The following is a 19,240-nucleotide window of genomic DNA, read 5'->3' as shown; positions in this document are numbered from 1 at the left end:
CGGGGCGGTCGTGTGCGTTGTCGGATGTGACGGGTGGCGCCGTCGCTGGCGAGGCGCTGCCGCACCTGGGGTGCGGCAGGGGACGGAAGACGTCCCCAAGGCGTCCCGCATCGGATTCCCATCGACGTAAAGGACCCAATGACCTCCTCTTCTTCCTTTTCCCAGGACGCACAGAGCTTCGTGCAGAACTACCCCGAAGGTCTTCGGGCCGATGCCCTGATGGAAGAGGACGTCGCCTGGAGCCACGAGATCGACGGAGCGCGGGACGGCGAGCAGTTCGACCGTGCCGAGCGGGCGGCCCTGCGCCGCGTCGCGGGCCTCTCCACCGAGCTCGAGGACGTCACCGAAGTCGAGTACCGACAGCTCCGCCTGGAGCGCGTCGTCCTCGTCGGCGTCTGGACCTCCGGGACGGTTCAGGACGCGGAGAACTCCCTCGCCGAGCTGGCGGCCCTCGCGGAGACGGCGGGCGCCCTCGTGCTCGACGGCGTCGTGCAGCGCCGCGACAAGCCGGACCCGGCCACGTACATCGGCTCCGGCAAGGCCCTGGAGCTGCGGGACATCGTGCTCGAGACCGGCGCGGACACGGTCGTGTGCGACGGTGAGCTGAGCCCCGGCCAGCTGATCCACCTCGAGGACGTCGTCAAGGTCAAGGTGATCGACAGGACCGCCCTGATCCTCGACATCTTCGCCCAGCACGCCAAGTCCCGAGAGGGCAAGGCCCAGGTCGCCCTGGCCCAGATGCAGTACATGCTGCCGAGGCTCCGCGGCTGGGGTCAGTCGCTGTCCCGGCAGATGGGCGGCGGCAAGGGCGGCGGCCTCGCCACCCGTGGCCCCGGTGAGACTAAGATCGAGACGGACCGGCGACGGATCCGCGAGAAGATGGCGAAGATGCGCCGGGAGATCGCGGAGATGAAGACGGGCCGCGAGATCAAGCGCCAGGAGCGCAAGCGCAACAAGGTCCCCTCGGTCGCCATCGCCGGTTATACGAACGCGGGCAAGTCCTCGCTGCTCAACCGCCTCACGGGCGCGGGCGTCCTGGTGGAGAACGCGCTGTTCGCCACCCTCGACCCCACCGTCCGCAGGGCCGAGACGCCGAGCGGCCGCCTGTACACCCTGGCGGACACCGTCGGATTCGTCCGGCACCTGCCGCACCACCTGGTGGAGGCGTTCCGCTCCACGATGGAGGAGGTCGGCGAGTCCGACCTGATCCTGCACGTGGTCGACGGCTCGCACCCCGCCCCCGAGGAGCAGCTCGCCGCCGTGCGCGAGGTGATCCGCGAGGTCGGCGCGGTGGACGTCCCCGAGATCGTGGTGATCAACAAGGCGGACGCCGCCGATCCGCTGACCATCCAGCGGCTGCTGCGCACGCAGCGGCACGCGATCGCGGTCTCCGCGCGCACGGGCGCGGGCATCGAGGAGCTGCTCGGGCTCATCGACGCCGAGCTGCCGCGGCCCGAGGTCGAGATCGAGGCCCTCGTGCCGTACACCCACGGCAAGCTCGTCGCCCGCACGCACGCCGACGGAGAGGTGCTCTCCGAGGAGCACACCGCCGACGGCACGCTGCTCAAGGCCCGGGTGCACGAGGAGCTCGCGGCGGAGCTGGCGCCGTTCGTCCCTGCGGCGCACTGACGCCCGCGTCGCGCACGCACACGGCGGAGGCCCCGCCCCCTTCCGAGGGGCGGGGCCTCGGCCATGCCGGGCGGCTCCAGGCCTGTCGTGAAGCCTCCGGGCCCTGGCGTGAAAGGGCAGGGCCCGGCAGCGATCGGCCAGGGCCTACTGCGCCCCGTACTTCTCGCTCATCATGTCGAAGATCTGCTTGGCACCGGGGCCCAGCTGCGGGCCGGCCAGCCAGGTGTTCTCCGCCGGGCCGATCGAGGTGTTGGACACGAGCTTGGTCTCGCCGTCGCTCGCCCGGCGGAACCAGCCGCCGCCCGACGAACCACCGGTCATCGTGCAGCCGATGCGGTACATCGTCGGCTGCGCCGGGTCCAGCGACAGACGCCCCGGCTTGCCGATGCACTTGTGCATGGTCAGGCCGTTGAACGGCGGCGCGGCCGGGTAGCCCCAGGCGCCCATCGAGCCCACGCTCTGCGCGGACGGGGTCGAGAAGTCGACATCCAGGCCGTTGCCGACCGTCTCCTCCAGGGACTTGCTGCCCTGCTGCGGCTTCACGTGCAGCACGGCGTAGTCGTACGGCGCACCGGCGCCGCCCGACGCGGCGCCCTGGTCGATCCACTCACCGGAGGTCGACACCCAGTCCGCCCACCACTGGCCGTACGGGGAGACCTCCTGCGGGGCGGCGTTGCTCAGCTCGGCCTCGGACTTGCCCAGGTCGTTGTAGGCGGGCACGAAGGTGATGTTGCGGTACCAGCCGCCCTTCGAGCCCGCGTGCACGCAGTGGCCCGCGGTCCACACGAGGTTGGACCTGCCCGGGTTGCGCGGGTCCTTCACGACCGTGCCCGAGCAGACCATCGAGCCCTCGGGGGAGTCGAAGAAGATCTTGCCGACGGGCGCGGCGTGCTCGTGGTACGGCGTCTTCTCGGGCTCGGCCTCGACCGGCTCGGGCTCCGGGTCGGTCGCGCCCTGGTCGGCGGCCGCGTCCTTCGCCGCGATCGTCTTGTTCGGGTCCTTGGCCTTGCGCATGCGCTCGGGCTTCCAGAGGTCCTCTATGACCGGGTTGACGAAGTCCTTGGCCTCGCGCAGCCAGTCGTCCTTGCTCCAGTCCTTCCAGGCGCCGTCCTTCCACTTGTCCGGATCGATGCCGTGCTCCTTGAGCCGGTCGGTGAGGTCGGCGGGCAGCCCGCCGCCGCCCGAGTCGGACCCCTTGTCGGCACCCTGCGAGGTACCGGAGTCGGCCTTGTCGTCGCCCGGCCCGCAGGCCGTGGCGGTGAGCGCCAGGGCCGCGGCGAGCCCGGTGACGGCGAGCGCGGTACGGCGACCGCGGCCGCGCGCGAAGGGCGCACGAATGGAACGCATGGAGCTGTAACCCCCGTGGGAACGTGTGTTTGCCATGTGCGTGTCAGGCGTGGGCGCGGCATCCGCCGCCCGGGCCGACGTGGCCTCCCACTATGCCTGTGCGATTGGGGACGAACGGCGGCGAGCCCGTGAAGGTTTCGCCGCCCCCGTCGGCGTACGCATACGTACGGATGCGTACGCGTACAAAGCGGATCTATGGGGTGCGCCGGGTGGACCCATGGGGTGCGCGGCGTGGGGCCCACGGGGTGCGCTGTGCGGGTTCCGTGCGGCCCGGCGGGGACCGGGGCTCGTACGGCGTGCGGGCCGTGCCCGCGTGGAGCCGGAGCGGCGCCGTCGCACCTGGCCGGTGGGTTCGCCCTCACGAGCGAACCCACCGCGTGCCGTGCGCGCACCGGCGAGCCGCTAGCCCGCGAACTTCTTGCTGACCGCGTCGTAGATGCCCTTGGCCTCGTCACCCAGGCGCGGACCGGCCAGCCAGCCGGCCGTCACCGGGCCGATCGAGGTGTTCGACACGAGGGCGGGCTTGCCGTCCTTGCCCGCGGCGACCCAGCCGCCGCCGGACGAACCGCCGGTCATGGTGCAGCCGATGCGGTACATCGTCGGGTCGGGCTCGCTGATCGAAAGCCGGCCCGGCTTGTCCGCGCACTGGAACTGCTTCTGGCCGTCGAACGGCGGCGCCGCCGGATAGCCCGTCGCCGTCATGTCCTTGATGTCCGGCACGGCCGGAGCGTTGAAGTCCACCGGCAGCGCGCTGCCGACCGCCTCCTCCAGGGACTTGCCCTCGCTGCCCTTCTCCGGCGTCACATGGATGACCGCGAAGTCGTACGGAGCGCCCTTGCCGCCGGTCGGGCCGCCCTGCTCGATCCACTGGTCCGAGGTCTGCGCCCAGTCGCCCCACCACACGCCGTACGGAGCGACTTCCTCCTTCGGCGCGCCCTGGAGGTCCGCGGTGGCCTTGCCCGCGTCGTTGTACGAGGGGACGAAGGCGATGTTCCGGTACCAGCCGCCCTTGGCGCCCGCGTGGACGCAGTGGCCCGCGGTCCACACCATGTTCGACTTGCCGGGGTTCTTCGGGTCCTTGACGACCGTGGCCGAGCAGACCATCGAACCCTCGGGCCCGTCGAAGAACAGCTTCCCGGCCGCGGGGACCTGGTCGTGGTACGGCGCCTTCACGGACGCCGCCTCGACCGGCTTCGGGGTCGGGTCCGTCACGCCCTGGTCACCGGAGATGTCGTTGTCGTCGACGCCCCGGTCCGGGTTCTTGTCGGCGTCGCGCATGCGGTCCGGGTCCCACAGGCCCTCGATGATCGGGTTGACGAAGTCGCCCGCCTCGCGCAGCCAGTCGTCCTTGTCCCAGTTCCGCCAGGCGCCGTCCTTCCACTTGTCGACGTCGATGCCGTGCTCCTTGAGCCGGTCCTTGAGATCGCCGGGAAGCCGGATCTTGCCGTCGCCGTCGCCGTTGCCGCCCGGCTGGGACGCGGACGAGTCGTCCTTGTCGTCGCCGGGACCGCAGGCCGTCGCCGTCAGGACGAGCGCCGCGCCGAGCACGACGGCGGCTGCCACGGGGGAGGTCTTGCCGCGCGCGCTCCCCTCACGACGAGCGGTGAAGAGCGGACGTATGGGTCGCATGGTGAAAATCCCCCTGGGCTTCGAATTGTTCTCAACGCCGGACATCATGGCGTCGTACGCCATGTCGTACGGGTTCCGTACGCCTGTCGCAGCAGCGCCGGTCATCACTGAACACCGTGGTGCTCAGGGGTTCTGAACGCCTTGGTGCTGATGAACGGCACCCCACACTATGCCGGTGCCGTTGGGGACGGCCGACGGAACAGCAACGGTTCCGTCACGGCAAGGATCTTCGGTCGACCCGTGATCCCCCGCACTCACCGTCGTTGGTACGTACGGGGGACACGCCACACGCGTTCATCCTCCGCGTCAACTCGCCCGCCGCACCCGGCCGGATGCGACGGGCACCTGCCCAGTCCCAGCGGGAGGACGAAAGCCGTGGCCGTGACCGAGCCTGTCCCCGCGATGGTGTCCGCGGCGCACGAAGGGATCCTGCGCCGTCAATCGGCGCGCGAGTCCGCCGCGCGCACCTACGCGCGCGCCCTGCCGATCGTGCCCGTCCGGGCGAGAGGGATGACGATCGAGGGCGCCGACGGGCAGCGCTATCTGGACTGCCTCTCCGGCGCGGGCACCCTCGCCCTCGGGCACAACCACCCCGTCGTCCTCGAAGCCATCCGCGCGGTGCTCGACTCCGGCGCGCCCCTGCACGTCCTCGACCTGGCCACACCGGTCAAGGACGCCTTCACCACCGAGCTGTTCCGCACCCTCCCGCGCGGCTTCGCCGAGCGCGCCCGCGTCCAGTTCTGCGGTCCCGCGGGCACGGACGCGGTGGAGGCGGCGCTGAAACTGGTGCGCGCCGCCACCGGACGCGAAGGGCTCCTCGCCTTCACCGGCGCATATCACGGCATGACGGCGGGGGCGCTCGAAGCATCCGGCGGCGCGCGGGACGTACGAGTGGCGCGCCTGCCCTATCCGCAGGACTACCGCTGCCCCTTCGGCATCGGCGGCCCCCGCGGCGCCGAACTCGCGGCCCGCTGGACCGAGAGCGTCCTGGACGACGCCAAGTCCGGCGTCCCCGCCCCGGCAGGGATGATCGTCGAACCCGTCCAGGGGGAGGGCGGTGTGCTCCCCGCCCCCGACGCCTGGATGCGCCGGATGCGCGACATCACGGCGGCACGGGGCATTCCGCTCATCGCGGACGAAGTGCAGACCGGCGTCGGGAGGACCGGCGCCTTCTGGGCCGTCGAGCACAGCGGCATCACCCCCGACGTCCTCGTCCTCTCCAAAGCCATCGGCGGCAGCCTGCCCCTCGCCGTCGTCGTCTACCGCGACGACCTCGACGTCTGGCCGCCCGGCGCCCACGCGGGCACCTTCCGGGGCAACCAGCTCGCCATGGCCGCGGGCGCGGCGACCCTGGCCCACGTCCGCGAGAACCGCCTCGCCGAGCGCGCCGCCGACCTCGGCACCCGCATGCTCGCGGGGTTGCGCTCCCTGGCCCATGAGCACTCCTGCGTCGGCGACGTGCGCGGCCGCGGGCTCATGCTCGGCCTGGAACTGGTCGACCCGAGCGGTCGTCAACCCGCCCTGAACGACGGTGATGCCGACCGGGCCAGGAGCACGTCCCGATACGACGACCCGGCTCCCGCGGCAGCGGACGGGCGCACCGGAGCCGCCCCCGAATCCGCCGCGCACGGCCCCCACCCCGGCTCCGCACGCACCATCCCCGCCGCCCGCCAAGGGGATGCCCGCCCTGAGGGCCCCGGTCCCGCAGGTGCCCACCCTCATCCCCCTCGGTACGACTCGGCCGCGTCGCGGGAAGCCGCCGATCCCCATCAGCGCCCGAGCGACACCGCGCACGACCTTCCGGAATCCCGCCCTCACCCACCGGCCCCCGAACTCGCCGCCGCCGTGCAGCGCGAGTGCCTGCGCCGCGGCCTCATCGTCGAACTCGGCGGCCGCCACTCCAGCGTCGTACGCCTCCTGCCTCCCCTCACCATCACCGACGAACAGGCGACCGCCGTCCTCGATCGCCTCGCCGATGCGCTCGCCACGGCGACACGCGCCCAGCACAGGTAGCCACCGTCCCCCTGTCCACCGCCTCCCTTCTCCGTCGACCACGACGGAACCGGACTGCTCCGTGGCAGCCGACAGCACCCCGTGTCCGACCCCTCGTCCCAGCCCAGCCCCTGCCCGTCGCCACACGGAGCCCGACACCACGCAAGGAAGCCCCTTGAACGCCACCCCCGCACCCGACGGCCGTCCCCAACCGCATCCCTCAGGCGCCTGCGGCACGCAATCCCCGCTGGCTGCGGAGTCCGGCACAGTCCCCCAGCAGAAGGGCAGGAGCCACGAGGCGAAGCGCCTGTCGCACAGCACGGCCGACCTCCTCGACCACCCCGACCCGCAGATCGCCGCCCAGGCCGCCGCCGTCGAGAACCTGCTGCGCTGCTGGGTGCGGGAGAACGCCATCCCCGCGCCCGACCACGGCTCCCTCCGCATCCCCCTCCGCGCCAGCGCCACCGCCCTGCTGGTCCCCGTCGACTACTGGTCCCCGACCGGCTGGCACCGCTTCGGCCTCCCCTATCTGGAGGACGGCCCCGACTCCGCGCCGCCGGTCGACGCGGTCACGGTCGCCGCTCTGCTGAGCCGCGAGAACGCTTCCGCGGAGGCAGGCGGCGCGCCCGGACCCGAGACCTCCGGTGCCTCTCGTGTCTCTCGTGCCGACCGTGCTGAGCGGGCCGTCCCCTTGCCGGAGGCCAAGGCATCCGAGGCCGCCTCGCCGACCCCGGGCGCAACAGCCGCCTCGCCGACCCCGGACGCCACGGCCGCTGCGTCGGCCCCGGGCGCCACAGCCGCCGCACCGACCCCGGACGTCACGGCCCAGCCGCCCAGCCCTCGCATGCCCACCCGGCAGCCCCCGACAGGCCTTCCGGCCCCGGACGCGACCGGACCAGGCCCGGCCCGAGCGCCCTCCGGACCGGCCTCAGCCGCGGGCGGACCCGCGATCCCCGACGCGCCGAGGGCCTCCACGCCCGCGCCCCAGGACTCCGCTGACGGCGCCGACCTCGTCGCCCGCGTCGCCGACTCCGTCCGCCGTACCGCCGACTTCCTCGCCGACCGCAGGGACCACCTGGACGACACCCCTGATCTCTTCCTCGCCGCCGAACAGTCCCTCCTTCTGGGTCACCCCCTGCATCCGACCCCGAAGAGCCGCGAGGGTCTTTCCCGCACCGAATCCCGGCTCTACTCACCTGAGCTGCGCGGCTCCTTCCCCCTGCACTGGCTGGCGGTCGATCACTCCGTCCTGGCCACGGCCTCGGCCTGGACCGAGAGAGGCCGCACCGTCCCGGCCGAGCAGCTCACCACCCGCCTGGCCGGGCCCGGTCTGACCCCGCCGGACGGCCACGCCCTGCTCCCCGTACATCCGTGGCAGATGCGGGAACTCAAGCACCGCCCCGAAGCCGCCGACCTCCTGGCCGCCGGGCTCCTCAAGGACTGCGGCCCGCACGGCACGCCCTGGTCGCCCACCTCCTCCGTACGCACCCTCTACCGCTCCGGCGCCCCCGCCATGCTGAAGCTGTCGCTGGGCCTGCGCATCACCAACTCCCGTCGCGAGAACCTCCACAAGGAGCTCCACCGCGGCGTCGAGGTCCACCGCCTGCTGCGCAGCGGCCTCGGCGAACAGTGGCAGGCCGCCCACCCCGGCTTCGACGTGATCCGCGACCCCGCCTGGCTCGCCGTCACCGGGGCCGACGGCACCCCCGTCGCCGGGCTCGACGTCATGATCCGGCACAACCCCTTCGGCCCCACCGACGACGCCACCTGCATCGCGGGCCTCGTCTCGGCCCGGCCGACGGGCCAGGGCGGAGACCAGGACCGGCCGCCGATGCGCTCCCGGCTCGCCGAGATCATCACCCGTCTCGCCGGGCGCACCGGCCGACCGCGCGGAGCCGTCGCCGCCGAGTGGTTCCTGCGGTACCTCGAAAGCGTCGTCCGCCCCGTGCTGTGGCTGGACAGCGAGGCAGGAGTCGCCCTGGAAGCCCACCAGCAGAACACGGTGCTGCTGCTCGACCCCGACGGCTGGCCCAAGGGCGGGCGCTACCGGGACAACCAGGGCTACTACTTCCGCGAGTCCCGCCGCGCCGAGCTGGAGCAGCGGCTTCCCGGCATCGGGCAGCACAGCGACACCTTCGTCTCCGACGAAGTGACCGACGAACGCTTCGCCTACTACCTCGGCATCAACAACGTCCTCGGCCTGATCGGGGCCCTCGGGTCCCAACGCCTTGCCGACGAAAGGCTGTTGCTGGCCGCCTTCCGCCGCTTCCTCACCGACGTGGCCTCAGGACCCGGCCGACTGCGCACGCCCCTGCCCGCCCGGCTGCTCGACTCACCCACGCTGCGCTGCAAGGCCAACCTGCTGACCCGGCTGCACGGCCTCGACGAGCTGGTCGGGCCCGTCGACACCCAATCCGTCTACGTCACCATCACCAACCCCCTCCACATGTGAACCCTCCGCCTCGCCTGCCGCCCGGCCCCGTGCCCGCCATGACCCACCCCTGAGGACCGCACCCGGCCCCACTGAACCCGCCCCCTGCCGAGAGGAGCGACGTCGTGCCTCCCACCGACACGAGCACCGACGCCGGAACCGAGCCCGCCACCGCGGGCGCGACGGACTTCGAAGAGACCCTCGACCTGCGGCAGCCCGACGGACTCGGCGCGCCGACTCCCCACAGCGGCGGGCGACCGGCCCGCGCGGCAGCGGACCCCCGCGGCGCCGCGCACCCGACGGCAGGCGGGGCGGGCACCCCGACACCGGAGGACCTCCTCGACCACATCGCGGCCTGGGGCCCGGCGGCCACCGACGCCGGCGCCTTCCACCTCGTCCCCGTGCGCCCCGAACACGACCTGACGCTCATCAGCCGGTGGATGAACGACCCAGCGGTCGCCGCGTTCTGGGAGCTCGCCGGACCCCCCTCCGCAACTGACGCCCATCTACGGGCCCAGTGCGACGGAGACGGACGCAGCGTCCCGTGCCTCGGCGTCCTCGCAGGCACCCCCATGAGCTATTGGGAGATCTACCGTGCCGATCTCGATCCGCTGGCACGCCACTACCCGGCCCGCCCCCACGACACCGGAATCCACCTCCTGATCGGCGGTGCCGCCGACCGCGGCCGAGGGCTCGGCACCACCTTGCTCAGGGCCGTCGCCGATCTCGTACTCGACCACCGCCCCTCCTGCGCACGTGTCGTGGCTGAACCTGACCTGCGCAACACCCCCTCCATCTCCGCCTTCCTCGGCGCGGGCTTCCGCTTCGCCGACGAGATCGACCTCCCCGACAAGCGGGCGGCGCTCATGATCCGCGACCGGGCCCTGCGCGACCTGCTCTGACCCGTCAGCACGATCTGCTCTGACCCGTCAGCACGATCTGCTCTGACCCGCTCAGCACGACCTGCTCACCTCGCCTGCACCGCCCGACCCGATCCGGTTCCCTCCCAGAGGAGTCCCCGTGCCGAATCCCTCAGGACCACACAAACCCCAGGAACCCGCCGCGCTCTACGACCCGCCCGAGCTGACACACGACCGCTGGGAGCAGGCGGGCCGACGCCTGCTCGCCAAGATCATCAGCGAGTTCGCGTACGAGGAGATCATCGAGCCCGTCCCCGTGGACGAGGACTCGGGCGCATACCGCCTCCACCTCGACGAACCGCCCACGGGCGAGCAGCCCCGCCCCTTCCTCACCTTCCGCGCCCGGCGCGGGGCGTACGGCAGCTGGCGCGTGGACCCGGCCAGCCTGGCCCTCGCCGAAGGCGCCGACCGGCCCGAGGCGCTGACCGACCCGCTGCGGTTCCTGACCGCAGCGCGCCGCACCCTCGGCCTGGACGGCGCCACCCTCGGCCACCTCATCCGCGAACTGACCGTCACCCTCAGCGCCGACACCCGCCTCGACCACGGGGCGCTGAGCGCGGCCCAGCTGGCCGACCTCGGATACGCGGAACTCGAAGGGCACCAGACCGGCCACCCCTGGCTCGTCCTCAACAAGGGCCGCATCGGTTTCTCCGCGACCGACGCACAGCACTGGGCACCCGAGGCCTGCACCAGCACGACGATCCCCTGGATCGCGGTCCACACCAGCCTCGCCCGCTACCGCGGTGTGACCGGCCTGGCCACCTCCGACAAGCTCTACGCCCGCGAACTCGCCCCCGGCACACGGGAGTCCTACGCCGCCCTGCTCCGCGCGCGTGGACTCGATCCGGAGGAGTACCTCTATCTGCCGGTGCACCCGTGGCAGTGGGACGACATCGTGCTGCCCCTCTTCGCGCCGTCCGTCGCCTCCGGGAAGGTCGTCCCCCTGCCGACCGACGGGGACCTGCGCCTGCCCCAACAGTCCATCCGTACATTCCTGAACACCACGCGCCCCGACCGGCACACCATCAAGCTGCCGCTGTCGGTCCTCAACACCCTCGTCTGGCGCGGCCTGCCCACGGAGCGCACCCTCGCCGCCCCGGCCGTCACCTCCTGGGTGCACGCCTTGCGTGATGCCGACACGTTCCTGCGCGACGAGTGCCGCGTCATCCTCCTCGGAGAGGTCGCCTCCGTAGCCGTCGAGCACCCCGTATACGACTCGTTGCCGGAAGTTCCCTATCAATACAAGGAGCTGCTGGGCGCCATCTGGCGCGAGCCCCTCACGCGCTACCTCGCGCCGGGGGAGCGCGCCCGCACCCTCGCCTGTCTGCTGCACACCGACCCGCAGGGGCGTGCCCTCGTCGCCGAGCTCGTCGAGCGCTCCGGCCTGACGCCGACCGTCTGGCTGAACCATCTGTTCAGGGCGCTCCTGCCGCCCCTGCTGCAGTTCCTCTACCGGTACGGCACGGTGTTCTCGCCCCACGGCGAGAACACCATCGTCGTTTTCGACGACAGTGACGTTCCCGTACGGCTCGCGGTCAAGGACTTCGTAGACGACGTGAACGTGAGCGCCAAGCGGGTGCCGGAGCACGACTCCATGCCGCCCGCCGTGCGCGACATCCTGCTCACCGAGCCCCCCGCCTTCCTGACCCAGTTCATTCACGCCGGGCTCTTCGTGGGCGTTTTCCGCTATCTGGCGCCGCTGTGCGAGGAACAACTGGGCGTCACCGAATCCGACTTCTGGGCCCTCGTCCGCGCCGAGATCCTGCGCCACCAGGCCCGCGCTCCCGAGCTCAAGGAGCGCTACGAGATGTTCGACCTGCTCACTCCCCGTATCGACCGGCTGTGCCTGAACCGCAACCGGCTCCACCTCGACGGCTACCGCGACCGCTCCGAGCGCCCGCACGCCGCCGTTCACGGGACCGTGCCGAACCCGCTCCATCAGCCTTGAGGACGGCGTTGTCAGTGGGGCACCGTAGGGTGGTCGGGCTATGACGAAGCCCTCACTCCCCGAGCTCCTGCACGCCGCCGTCGCCGCTGTCGGAGGCACGGAGCGCCCTGGCCAGGTGACCATGGCCGAGACCGTCGCCGAGGCGATCGACGACGGTTCCCACGTGCTGGTCCAGGCCGGCACCGGCACCGGCAAGTCCCTCGGCTATCTGGTGCCCGCGCTGGCCCACGGGGAGCGGGTCGTCGTCGCGACGGCCACCCTGGCGCTCCAGCGCCAGCTCGTGGAGCGGGACCTGCCGCGGACGGTGGACGCCCTGCACCCGCTGCTGCGCCGCCGCCCCCAGTTCGCCATGCTCAAGGGCCGGTCGAACTATCTGTGCCTGCACCGCCTCCACGAAGGCGTGCCCCAGGAGGAGGAAGAGGGACTCTTCGACCAGTTCGAGGCGGCGGCCCCCAGCAGCAAGCTCGGCCGGGACCTGCTGCGCCTGCGGGACTGGGCGGACGAGACCGAGAGCGGTGACCGCGACGACCTCACCCCCGGGGTCTCCGACCGGGCCTGGGCCCAGGTGTCCGTCTCCTCCCGGGAGTGCCTGGGCGCCTCCCGCTGCGCGTACGGCCAGGAGTGCTTCGCCGAGGCGGCCCGCGAGCGCGCCAAGCTCGCCGAGGTCGTGGTCACCAACCACGCCCTCCTCGCCATCGACGCGATCGAGGGCGCCCCGGTCCTCCCGCAGCACGAGGTGCTGATCGTGGACGAGGCCCACGAGCTGGTCTCCCGGGTGACCGGCGTCGCCACGGGCGAGCTCACTCCGGGGCAGGTCAACCGCGCGGTGCGCCGCGCGGCGAAGCTGGTCGACGAGAAGGTCGCGGACCAGCTCCAGACGGCCGCGGAGGGCTTCGAGCGGCTGATGGAGCTGGCGCTGCCCGGCCGCCTGGAGGAGGTCCCGGAGGACCTCGCCTACGCGCTGATGGCCCTGCGGGACGCCGCCCGCGCGGTCATCACCGCGCTCGGCACCACCCGCGACAAGTCGGTCCAGGACGAGGACGCCGTCCGCAAGCAGGCCCTGGCCTCCGTGGAGACCATCCACGACGTGGCCGAGCGCATCACGACCGGCTCCGAGTACGACGTCGTCTGGTACGAGCGCCACGACCGCTTCGGCGCCTCCCTGCGCGTGGCGCCCATGTCGGTGTCGGGCCTCCTCCGGGAGAAGCTCTTCACCGACCGCTCGGTGATCCTCACGTCCGCCACGCTCAAGCTCGGCGGCGATTTCAACGGGGTGGGGGCGTCCCTGGGCCTGGCCCCCGAGGGCACGCGCGCCGAGGACACCCCGGTGTGGAAGGGCGTGGACGTCGGCTCGCCCTTCGAGTACCGCAAGCAGGGCATCCTGTACGTCGCCCAGCACCTGGCCCGTCCGGGACGCGACGGCACGCGCGAGGACATGCTGGATGAGCTCGCCGAGCTGATCGAGGCCGCGGGCGGGCGCACGCTCGGCCTGTTCTCCTCGATGCGCGCGGCGCAGTCGGCGGCCGAGGAGCTGCGCGGGCGCCTCGACATGCCGATCCTGCTCCAGGGGGAGGAGACCCTGGGCGAGTTGATCAAGAACTTCGCGGCCGACGAGCAGACCTGCCTCTTCGGCACGCTCTCGCTGTGGCAGGGCGTCGACGTGCCGGGCACGAGCTGTCAGCTGGTGGTCATGGACAAGATCCCGTTCCCGCGCCCGGACGACCCGCTGATGAGCGCCCGCCAGAAGGCCGTGGACGAGGCGGGCGGCAATGGCTTCATGGCGGTCGCGGCGACGCATGCCGCTCTGCTGATGGCCCAGGGCGCCGGCCGTCTCGTACGGGCGTCGGGGGACCGCGGTGTGGTCGCGATCCTGGACCCGCGCCTCGCCACGGCCCGGTACGGCAGCTATCTGCGGGCGTCGCTGCCCGACTTCTGGTACACCACGGACCGAAATCAGGCCCGCCGCTCACTCGCGGCGATCGACGCGGCGGCCAAGGAGAAGGGCGCTGCGGCCGGGGAGAAGAGCGAGTGACGGGGAGGGGCGCGTCCGGCGGGCGCGGTGCCACCGTGTAAGTGGGGGGCCGTGCCATCGGGTGGCGGTGTCACCGCGCGGGCGGGGGCACGAAGCTGTTCGGAGCCCGCGCGTCACGGAGACCGGCCCCCGGGCTGCTCGGATGCCCGCGGGCGCTCTCCCGAGGGTCCTGCCCTCCCTGGTGCCCCTCCGAAGGGCCAGGTTTCCCCGGACGGCACCTAGGCGCGCTCTATCCCTCCGAAGGGCCAGGGCGGCCAGCTCCGAAGCGCCAGGGCGGCCAGGGGGCCCAGCCCCGAAGCGTCAGGGCACAGAGCAGGGCCCCGGAACCGGCGCAGTGGATTCCGGGGCCCGGTCGGGGGCACGGGGCTCACACCCGGCGCAGGACCGCCACCACCTTGCCGAGGATCGTCGCCTCGTCGCCGGGGATCGGCTGGTACGCAGCGTTGTGGGGCAGCAGCCAGACGTGTCCGTCCTCGCGCTTGAAGCGCTTCACGGTGGCTTCGCCGTCGAGCATGGCGGCGACGATGTCGCCGTTCTCCGCGACGGGCTGGCGGCGGACCGTCACCCAGTCGCCGTCGCAGATCGCGGCCTCGATCATGGAGTCGCCGACGACCTTCAGGACGAAGAGCTCACCGTCGCCGACGAGCTGCCGGGGGAGGGGGAACACGTCCTCGACGGACTCCTCGGCGAGGATCGGACCACCCGCGGCGATACGGCCGACGAGGGGGACGTACGAGGCGGCGGGCTTGCCCGTCGTGTCGGTGGCCTGGGTGCTGGGCTGGTCCGAGCCGCGCACCTCGTACGCCCGCGGGCGGTGCGGGTCGCGGCGCAGGAATCCCTTGCGCTCCAGGGCCATCAGCTGGTGCGCCACCGAAGAAGTGCTGGAGAGGCCGACCGCCTGCCCGATCTCCCGCATCGACGGCGGGTAACCACGCCGCTGCACCGAGTCCCTGATGACCTCGATCACCCTGCGCTGGCGATCCGTGAGCCCGGAGCTGTCGGCGCGGATTCCTGGAGGTCGGCCCGGCAGGGAGCGAGTGGGCTTGGGCCCCTCCTGGTTCGTGGCTGCGTCATTCATGGCATGCACCGGCTCGAATCGGCTCCGGGAGCGGTCCTGGGCAGTGATAGTGGCGCTGTCTGCGGTGGTGGTCACGTCGGTCGGCCCCTCTACGAGATGTTCTCCCTAGTTAGCCAACGGTAGTTGCTTTCGAAAGGTTGCGCCAAACACACGTTCGAGTGAAAAATCGCAGATTACCTGCCGTGATCATGTGTCCGGGTGTATGGCTATCGCGCGGACCGAAAGGCATTTCGGCTCATTACGGTACGCTTCACCGCCGGGGTCGTAACCCTGTCGAGTGAGGCTCTCATAGTGCCATCCGGGGCCTCGTCAACCCCGCACCGACCCCTCTCGGGTGGCGTTGGTGCGGTCGGACCCAGGGCGCGCAAGGGGTGGACGGCGTGGCGCGCGGGGGTGATCGGCGCGACACGCGACGGCGTCGAAATTTCCGGCAAACCCCAGATCTAGTGGTTGGATTGCGACCGCAGCCCAGAAGTTGTGGTCCCCGGTCCATCGGGACCTCCGGCATCGCCTATGCTTGGGGCTGCTTCGAGGGCCTCAAGGGTCCACAGAGGCTTGTGAGTCGTGCCATGAAGGAGGGTTGGGAGTTCCATGCACTGCCCCTTCTGCAGGCACCCCGACAGCCGCGTAGTCGACAGCCGCACCACGGATGACGGCACGTCGATCCGCAGGCGTCGTCAGTGCCCGGACTGCTCGCGCCGTTTCACGACGGTCGAGACGTGCTCACTGATGGTGGTCAAGCGCAGCGGCGTGACCGAACCCTTCAGCCGTACCAAGGTCATCAATGGCGTCCGCAAGGCGTGCCAGGGGCGGCCGGTGACGGAGGACGCGCTGGCTCAGCTGGGCCAGCGGGTCGAGGAAGCGGTGCGGGCCACGGGAAGCGCCGAACTGACCACCCACGACGTGGGCCTCGCCATACTCGGCCCGCTGCAGGAGCTCGACCTCGTCGCCTATCTGCGCTTCGCGTCCGTGTACCGGGCGTTCGATTCGCTCGAGGACTTCGAGGCCGCGATCGTGGAGCTGAGGGACCGGTGCGAGGAGCGGGGTGACCGCGCGCCGGACGGCTCCGGCGCGGAGCGTGCCGCGACCGGCCGCGGGCCCGGAGGGACTGCAGAAGTCCCGCAGCCTGCCACTGCCGCCGACTGACCGTCCTGCCGATGGTTCGGCGGCAACCAGACCTGTCACGTGGTGCCCGCGCGGGCACTCGCGACATCAAGACACACACCGTGCTGCGGGAAGAACGCGGCACTTCAGGGCGTTTTAGCCTGATACAGGGAGGCGGCATGACCGAGACGACGAGCGGCCCCGCACGAGGTTCCCGCGCCAAGGGAGCCAAGGGCGGCAAGGGCCTGCGCATCGAGCGCATCCACACGACCCCCGGCGTGCACCCTTACGACGAGGTGGCCTGGGAGCGTCGTGACGTCGTCATGACCAACTGGCGCGACGGTTCGGTCAACTTCGAGCAGCGCGGCGTCGAGTTCCCCGACTTCTGGTCGGTGAACGCGGTCAACATCGTCACGAGCAAGTACTTCCGGGGCGCGGTCGGCACCCCGCAGCGCGAGGTCAGCCTCAAGCAGCTCATCGACCGCATCGTGAAGACGTACCGGAAGGCCGGCGAGGACCACAAGTACTTCGCCTCCCCCGCGGACGCCGAGATCTTCGAGCACGAGCTGGCGTACGCCCTCCTGCACCAGATCTTCAGCTTCAACTCGCCGGTGTGGTTCAACGTCGGCACGCCCCAGCCGCAGCAGGTCTCCGCCTGCTTCATCCTCTCGGTCGACGACTCCATGGAGTCGATTCTCGAGTGGTACAAGGAAGAGGGCATGATCTTCAAGGGCGGCTCCGGGGCCGGCCTGAACCTCTCCCGCATCCGTTCCTCCAAGGAACTGCTGTCCTCCGGGGGCAACGCCTCGGGTCCGGTCTCCTTCATGCGCGGCGCCGACGCCTCCGCAGGAACGATCAAGTCGGGCGGCGCCACCCGCCGCGCGGCCAAGATGGTCATCCTCGACGTCGACCACCCCGACATCGAGGGCTTCATCGAGACCAAGGTCAAGGAAGAAGAGAAGATCCGCGCGCTGCGCGACGCGGGCTTCGACATGGACCTCGGCGGCGACGACATCACGTCCGTCCAGTACCAGAACGCCAACAACTCGGTCCGCGTGAACGACGAGTTCATGAAGGCCGTGGAGTCCGGCGGCAAGTTCGGCCTGCGCGCCCGGATGACCGGCGACGTCATCGAGGAGGTCGACGCCAAGTCGCTCTTCCGCAAGATGGCCGAGGCCGCCTGGGCCTGCGCCGACCCGGGCATCCAGTACGACGACACGATCAACGCCTGGCACACCTGCCCGGAGTCCGGCCGCATCAACGGCTCGAACCCGTGCAGCGAGTACATGCACCTGGACAACACGTCCTGCAACCTCGCCTCGCTGAACCTGATGAAGTTCCTCAAGGACGACGGCAAGGGCAACCAGTCCTTCGAGTCCGAGCGCTTCGCCAAGGTCGTCGAGCTGGTCATCACGGCGATGGACATCTCCATCTGCTTCGCCGACTTCCCGACCCAGAAGATCGGCGAGAACACCCGCGCCTTCCGCCAGCTCGGCATCGGCTACGCCAACCTCGGCGCCCTGCTGATGGCCACCGGCCACGCGTACGACTCCGACGGCGGCCGCGCCCTCGCCGGTGCCATCACGTCGCTGATGACCGGCACCTCGTACAAGCGCTCCGCCGAGCTCGCCGCGGTCGTCGGCCCGTACGACGGCTACGCCCGCAACGCCGAGCCGCACCAGCGCGTCATGAAGCAGCACGCCGACGCCAACGCCACGGCCGTCCGCATGGACGACCTGGACACCCCGATCTGGGCCGCCGCCACGGAGGCCTGGCAGGACGTCCAGCGCCTCGGTGAGAAGAACGGTTTCCGTAACTCCCAGGCCTCGGTCATCGCCCCCACCGGCACCATCGGTCTCGCGATGTCCTGCGACACCACCGGCCTCGAGCCCGACCTGGCCCTGGTCAAGTTCAAGAAGCTCGTCGGCGGCGGCTCGATGCAGATCGTCAACGGCACCGTGCCGCAGGCCCTGCGCCGCCTGGGCTACCAGGAGGAGCAGATCGAGGCGGTCGTCGCCCACATCGCCGAGCACGGCAATGTGATCGACGCCCCGGGCCTGAAGACCGAGCACTACGAGGTCTTCGACTGCGCCATGGGCGAGCGCTCCATCTCCGCGATGGGCCACGTCCGCATGATGGCGGCCATCCAGCCGTGGATCTCCGGCGCGCTCTCCAAGACGGTCAACCTGCCGGAGACGGCGACCGTCGAGGACGTCGAAGAGGTCTACTTCGAGGCCTGGAAGATGGGCGTCAAGGCGCTCGCGATCTACCGCGACAACTGCAAGGTCGGCCAGCCCCTCTCCGCCAAGAAGAAGGAAGAGGAGAAGGCCGAGGTCACGGAGAAGACCGAGGCGACGATCCGCGAGGCCGTCGAGAAGGTCGTCGAGTACCGTCCGGTCCGCAAGCGTCTGCCCAAGGGCCGTCCCGGCATCACCACCTCCTTCACGGTGGGCGGCGCCGAGGGCTACATGACGGCGAACTCCTACCCGGACGACGGTCTCGGTGAGGTCTTCCTGAAGATGTCCAAGCAGGGCTCCACCCTCGCGGGCATGATGGACGCCTTCTCCATCGCCGTCTCCGTCGGTCTGCAGTACGGCGTGCCCCTGGAGACCTACGTCTCCAAGTTCACGAACATGCGCTTCGAGCCGGCCGGCATGACCGACGACCCGGACGTGCGGATGGCGCAGTCGATCGTCGACTACATCTTCCGCCGCCTGGCGCTGGACTTCCTGCCCTTCGAGACCCGCTCCGCGCTCGGCATCCACTCCGCCGAGGAGCGTCAGCGTCACCTGGAGACCGGTTCGTACGAGCCGGCCGACGAGGACGTCGACGTGGAGGGCCTGGCCCAGTCCGCTCCGCGCCAGACGGAGACCCTGAAGGCCGTCGCCGCCCCGGTGGCGAAGGCCGAGGTGCCCGCTCCGCAGCAGGCGCACACCAGCGCCGAGCTCGTCGAGATGCAGCTGGGCATCCAGGCGGACGCGCCGCTGTGCTTCTCCTGCGGTACGAAGATGCAGCGCGCCGGCTCGTGCTACATCTGCGAGGGCTGCGGTTCCACCAGCGGCTGCAGCTGACCGCTTGACGCCGTGAGATGAGGGGCGGCGGGCCTTCGGGCCCGCCGCCCCTCATCGCT

At 71.2% G+C, this 19,240-nt stretch carries 11 protein-coding genes; 8 read left to right on the top strand and 3 right to left on the bottom strand.

All coding sequences use genetic code 11. The annotated features are described in order from the left end of the window. Positions 1 to 138: 138 nt before the first annotated feature. Positions 139 to 1,629 (top strand): GTPase HflX, encoded by a 1,491-nt coding sequence (hflX, locus tag AC5WAM_RS11745; RefSeq protein ID WP_366794156.1) that lies wholly within the window; start codon positions 139 to 141, stop codon positions 1,627 to 1,629. A 144-nt stretch (positions 1,630 to 1,773) separates the two neighbouring features. Here the strand turns inward: hflX and AC5WAM_RS11740 are convergent, their stop codons facing one another. Then, positions 1,774 to 2,976, bottom strand: coding sequence for a trypsin-like serine peptidase (locus AC5WAM_RS11740; RefSeq protein WP_495522565.1), 1,203 nt, complete (start codon positions 2,974 to 2,976; stop codon positions 1,774 to 1,776). A 402-nt stretch (positions 2,977 to 3,378) separates the two neighbouring features. Next, entirely contained in the window at positions 3,379 to 4,605 is a 1,227-nt protein-coding gene (locus AC5WAM_RS11735; RefSeq protein WP_495522564.1) for a trypsin-like serine peptidase, read from the bottom strand. A 402-nt stretch (positions 4,606 to 5,007) separates the two neighbouring features. Between AC5WAM_RS11735 and AC5WAM_RS11730 the strand changes: the two genes are divergently transcribed. From AC5WAM_RS11730 to AC5WAM_RS11710, 5 genes are all read left to right on the top strand, one after another. Next, positions 5,008 to 6,618, top strand: a complete 1,611-nt coding sequence (locus AC5WAM_RS11730) for a diaminobutyrate--2-oxoglutarate transaminase family protein (protein WP_495523563.1) — start codon at positions 5,008 to 5,010, stop codon at positions 6,616 to 6,618. 154 nt (positions 6,619 to 6,772) lie between these two features. After that, on the top strand, positions 6,773 to 9,049 hold the full coding sequence (locus tag AC5WAM_RS11725; protein WP_495522563.1) for an IucA/IucC family protein: 2,277 nt from the start codon (positions 6,773 to 6,775) through the stop codon (positions 9,047 to 9,049). 104 nt (positions 9,050 to 9,153) lie between these two features. Beyond that, positions 9,154 to 9,930, top strand: coding sequence for a GNAT family N-acetyltransferase (locus AC5WAM_RS11720; protein WP_495522562.1), 777 nt, complete (start codon positions 9,154 to 9,156; stop codon positions 9,928 to 9,930). Positions 9,931 to 10,048: 118 nt separating this feature from the next. After that, positions 10,049 to 11,896 (top strand): IucA/IucC family protein, encoded by a 1,848-nt coding sequence (locus tag AC5WAM_RS11715; RefSeq protein WP_495522561.1) that lies wholly within the window; start codon positions 10,049 to 10,051, stop codon positions 11,894 to 11,896. Positions 11,897 to 11,936: 40 nt separating this feature from the next. Further along, positions 11,937 to 13,928: an ATP-dependent DNA helicase gene (locus AC5WAM_RS11710; RefSeq protein WP_495522560.1), complete on the top strand. Its 1,992-nt coding sequence runs from the start codon at positions 11,937 to 11,939 to the stop codon at positions 13,926 to 13,928. Positions 13,929 to 14,295: 367 nt separating this feature from the next. On the opposite strand, the gene lexA is transcribed toward AC5WAM_RS11710, so the two are convergent. Next, the gene (gene lexA, locus AC5WAM_RS11705) at positions 14,296 to 15,081 is read right to left on the bottom strand and encodes a transcriptional repressor LexA (protein ID WP_138962193.1); all 786 of its coding nucleotides are present in this window, start codon (positions 15,079 to 15,081) and stop codon (positions 14,296 to 14,298) included. A gap of 516 nt (positions 15,082 to 15,597) precedes the next feature. Between lexA and nrdR the strand changes: the two genes are divergently transcribed. Together nrdR and AC5WAM_RS11695 are read left to right on the top strand one after the other, a co-directional pair. Further along, positions 15,598 to 16,152: a transcriptional regulator NrdR gene (nrdR, locus tag AC5WAM_RS11700; RefSeq protein ID WP_138962194.1), complete on the top strand. Its 555-nt coding sequence runs from the start codon at positions 15,598 to 15,600 to the stop codon at positions 16,150 to 16,152. 137 nt (positions 16,153 to 16,289) lie between these two features. Then, a complete protein-coding gene (locus AC5WAM_RS11695; protein ID WP_366794149.1) occupies positions 16,290 to 19,181 on the top strand; it encodes a vitamin B12-dependent ribonucleotide reductase in 2,892 nt (963 codons plus the stop codon). Positions 19,182 to 19,240: the final 59 nt, after the last annotated feature.

The organism is Streptomyces sp. JLYT201 (genome assembly GCF_059448825.1).
Note: the sequence above shows the minus strand (reverse complement) of the source record. Positions and strands in the feature narration are given on the sequence as shown.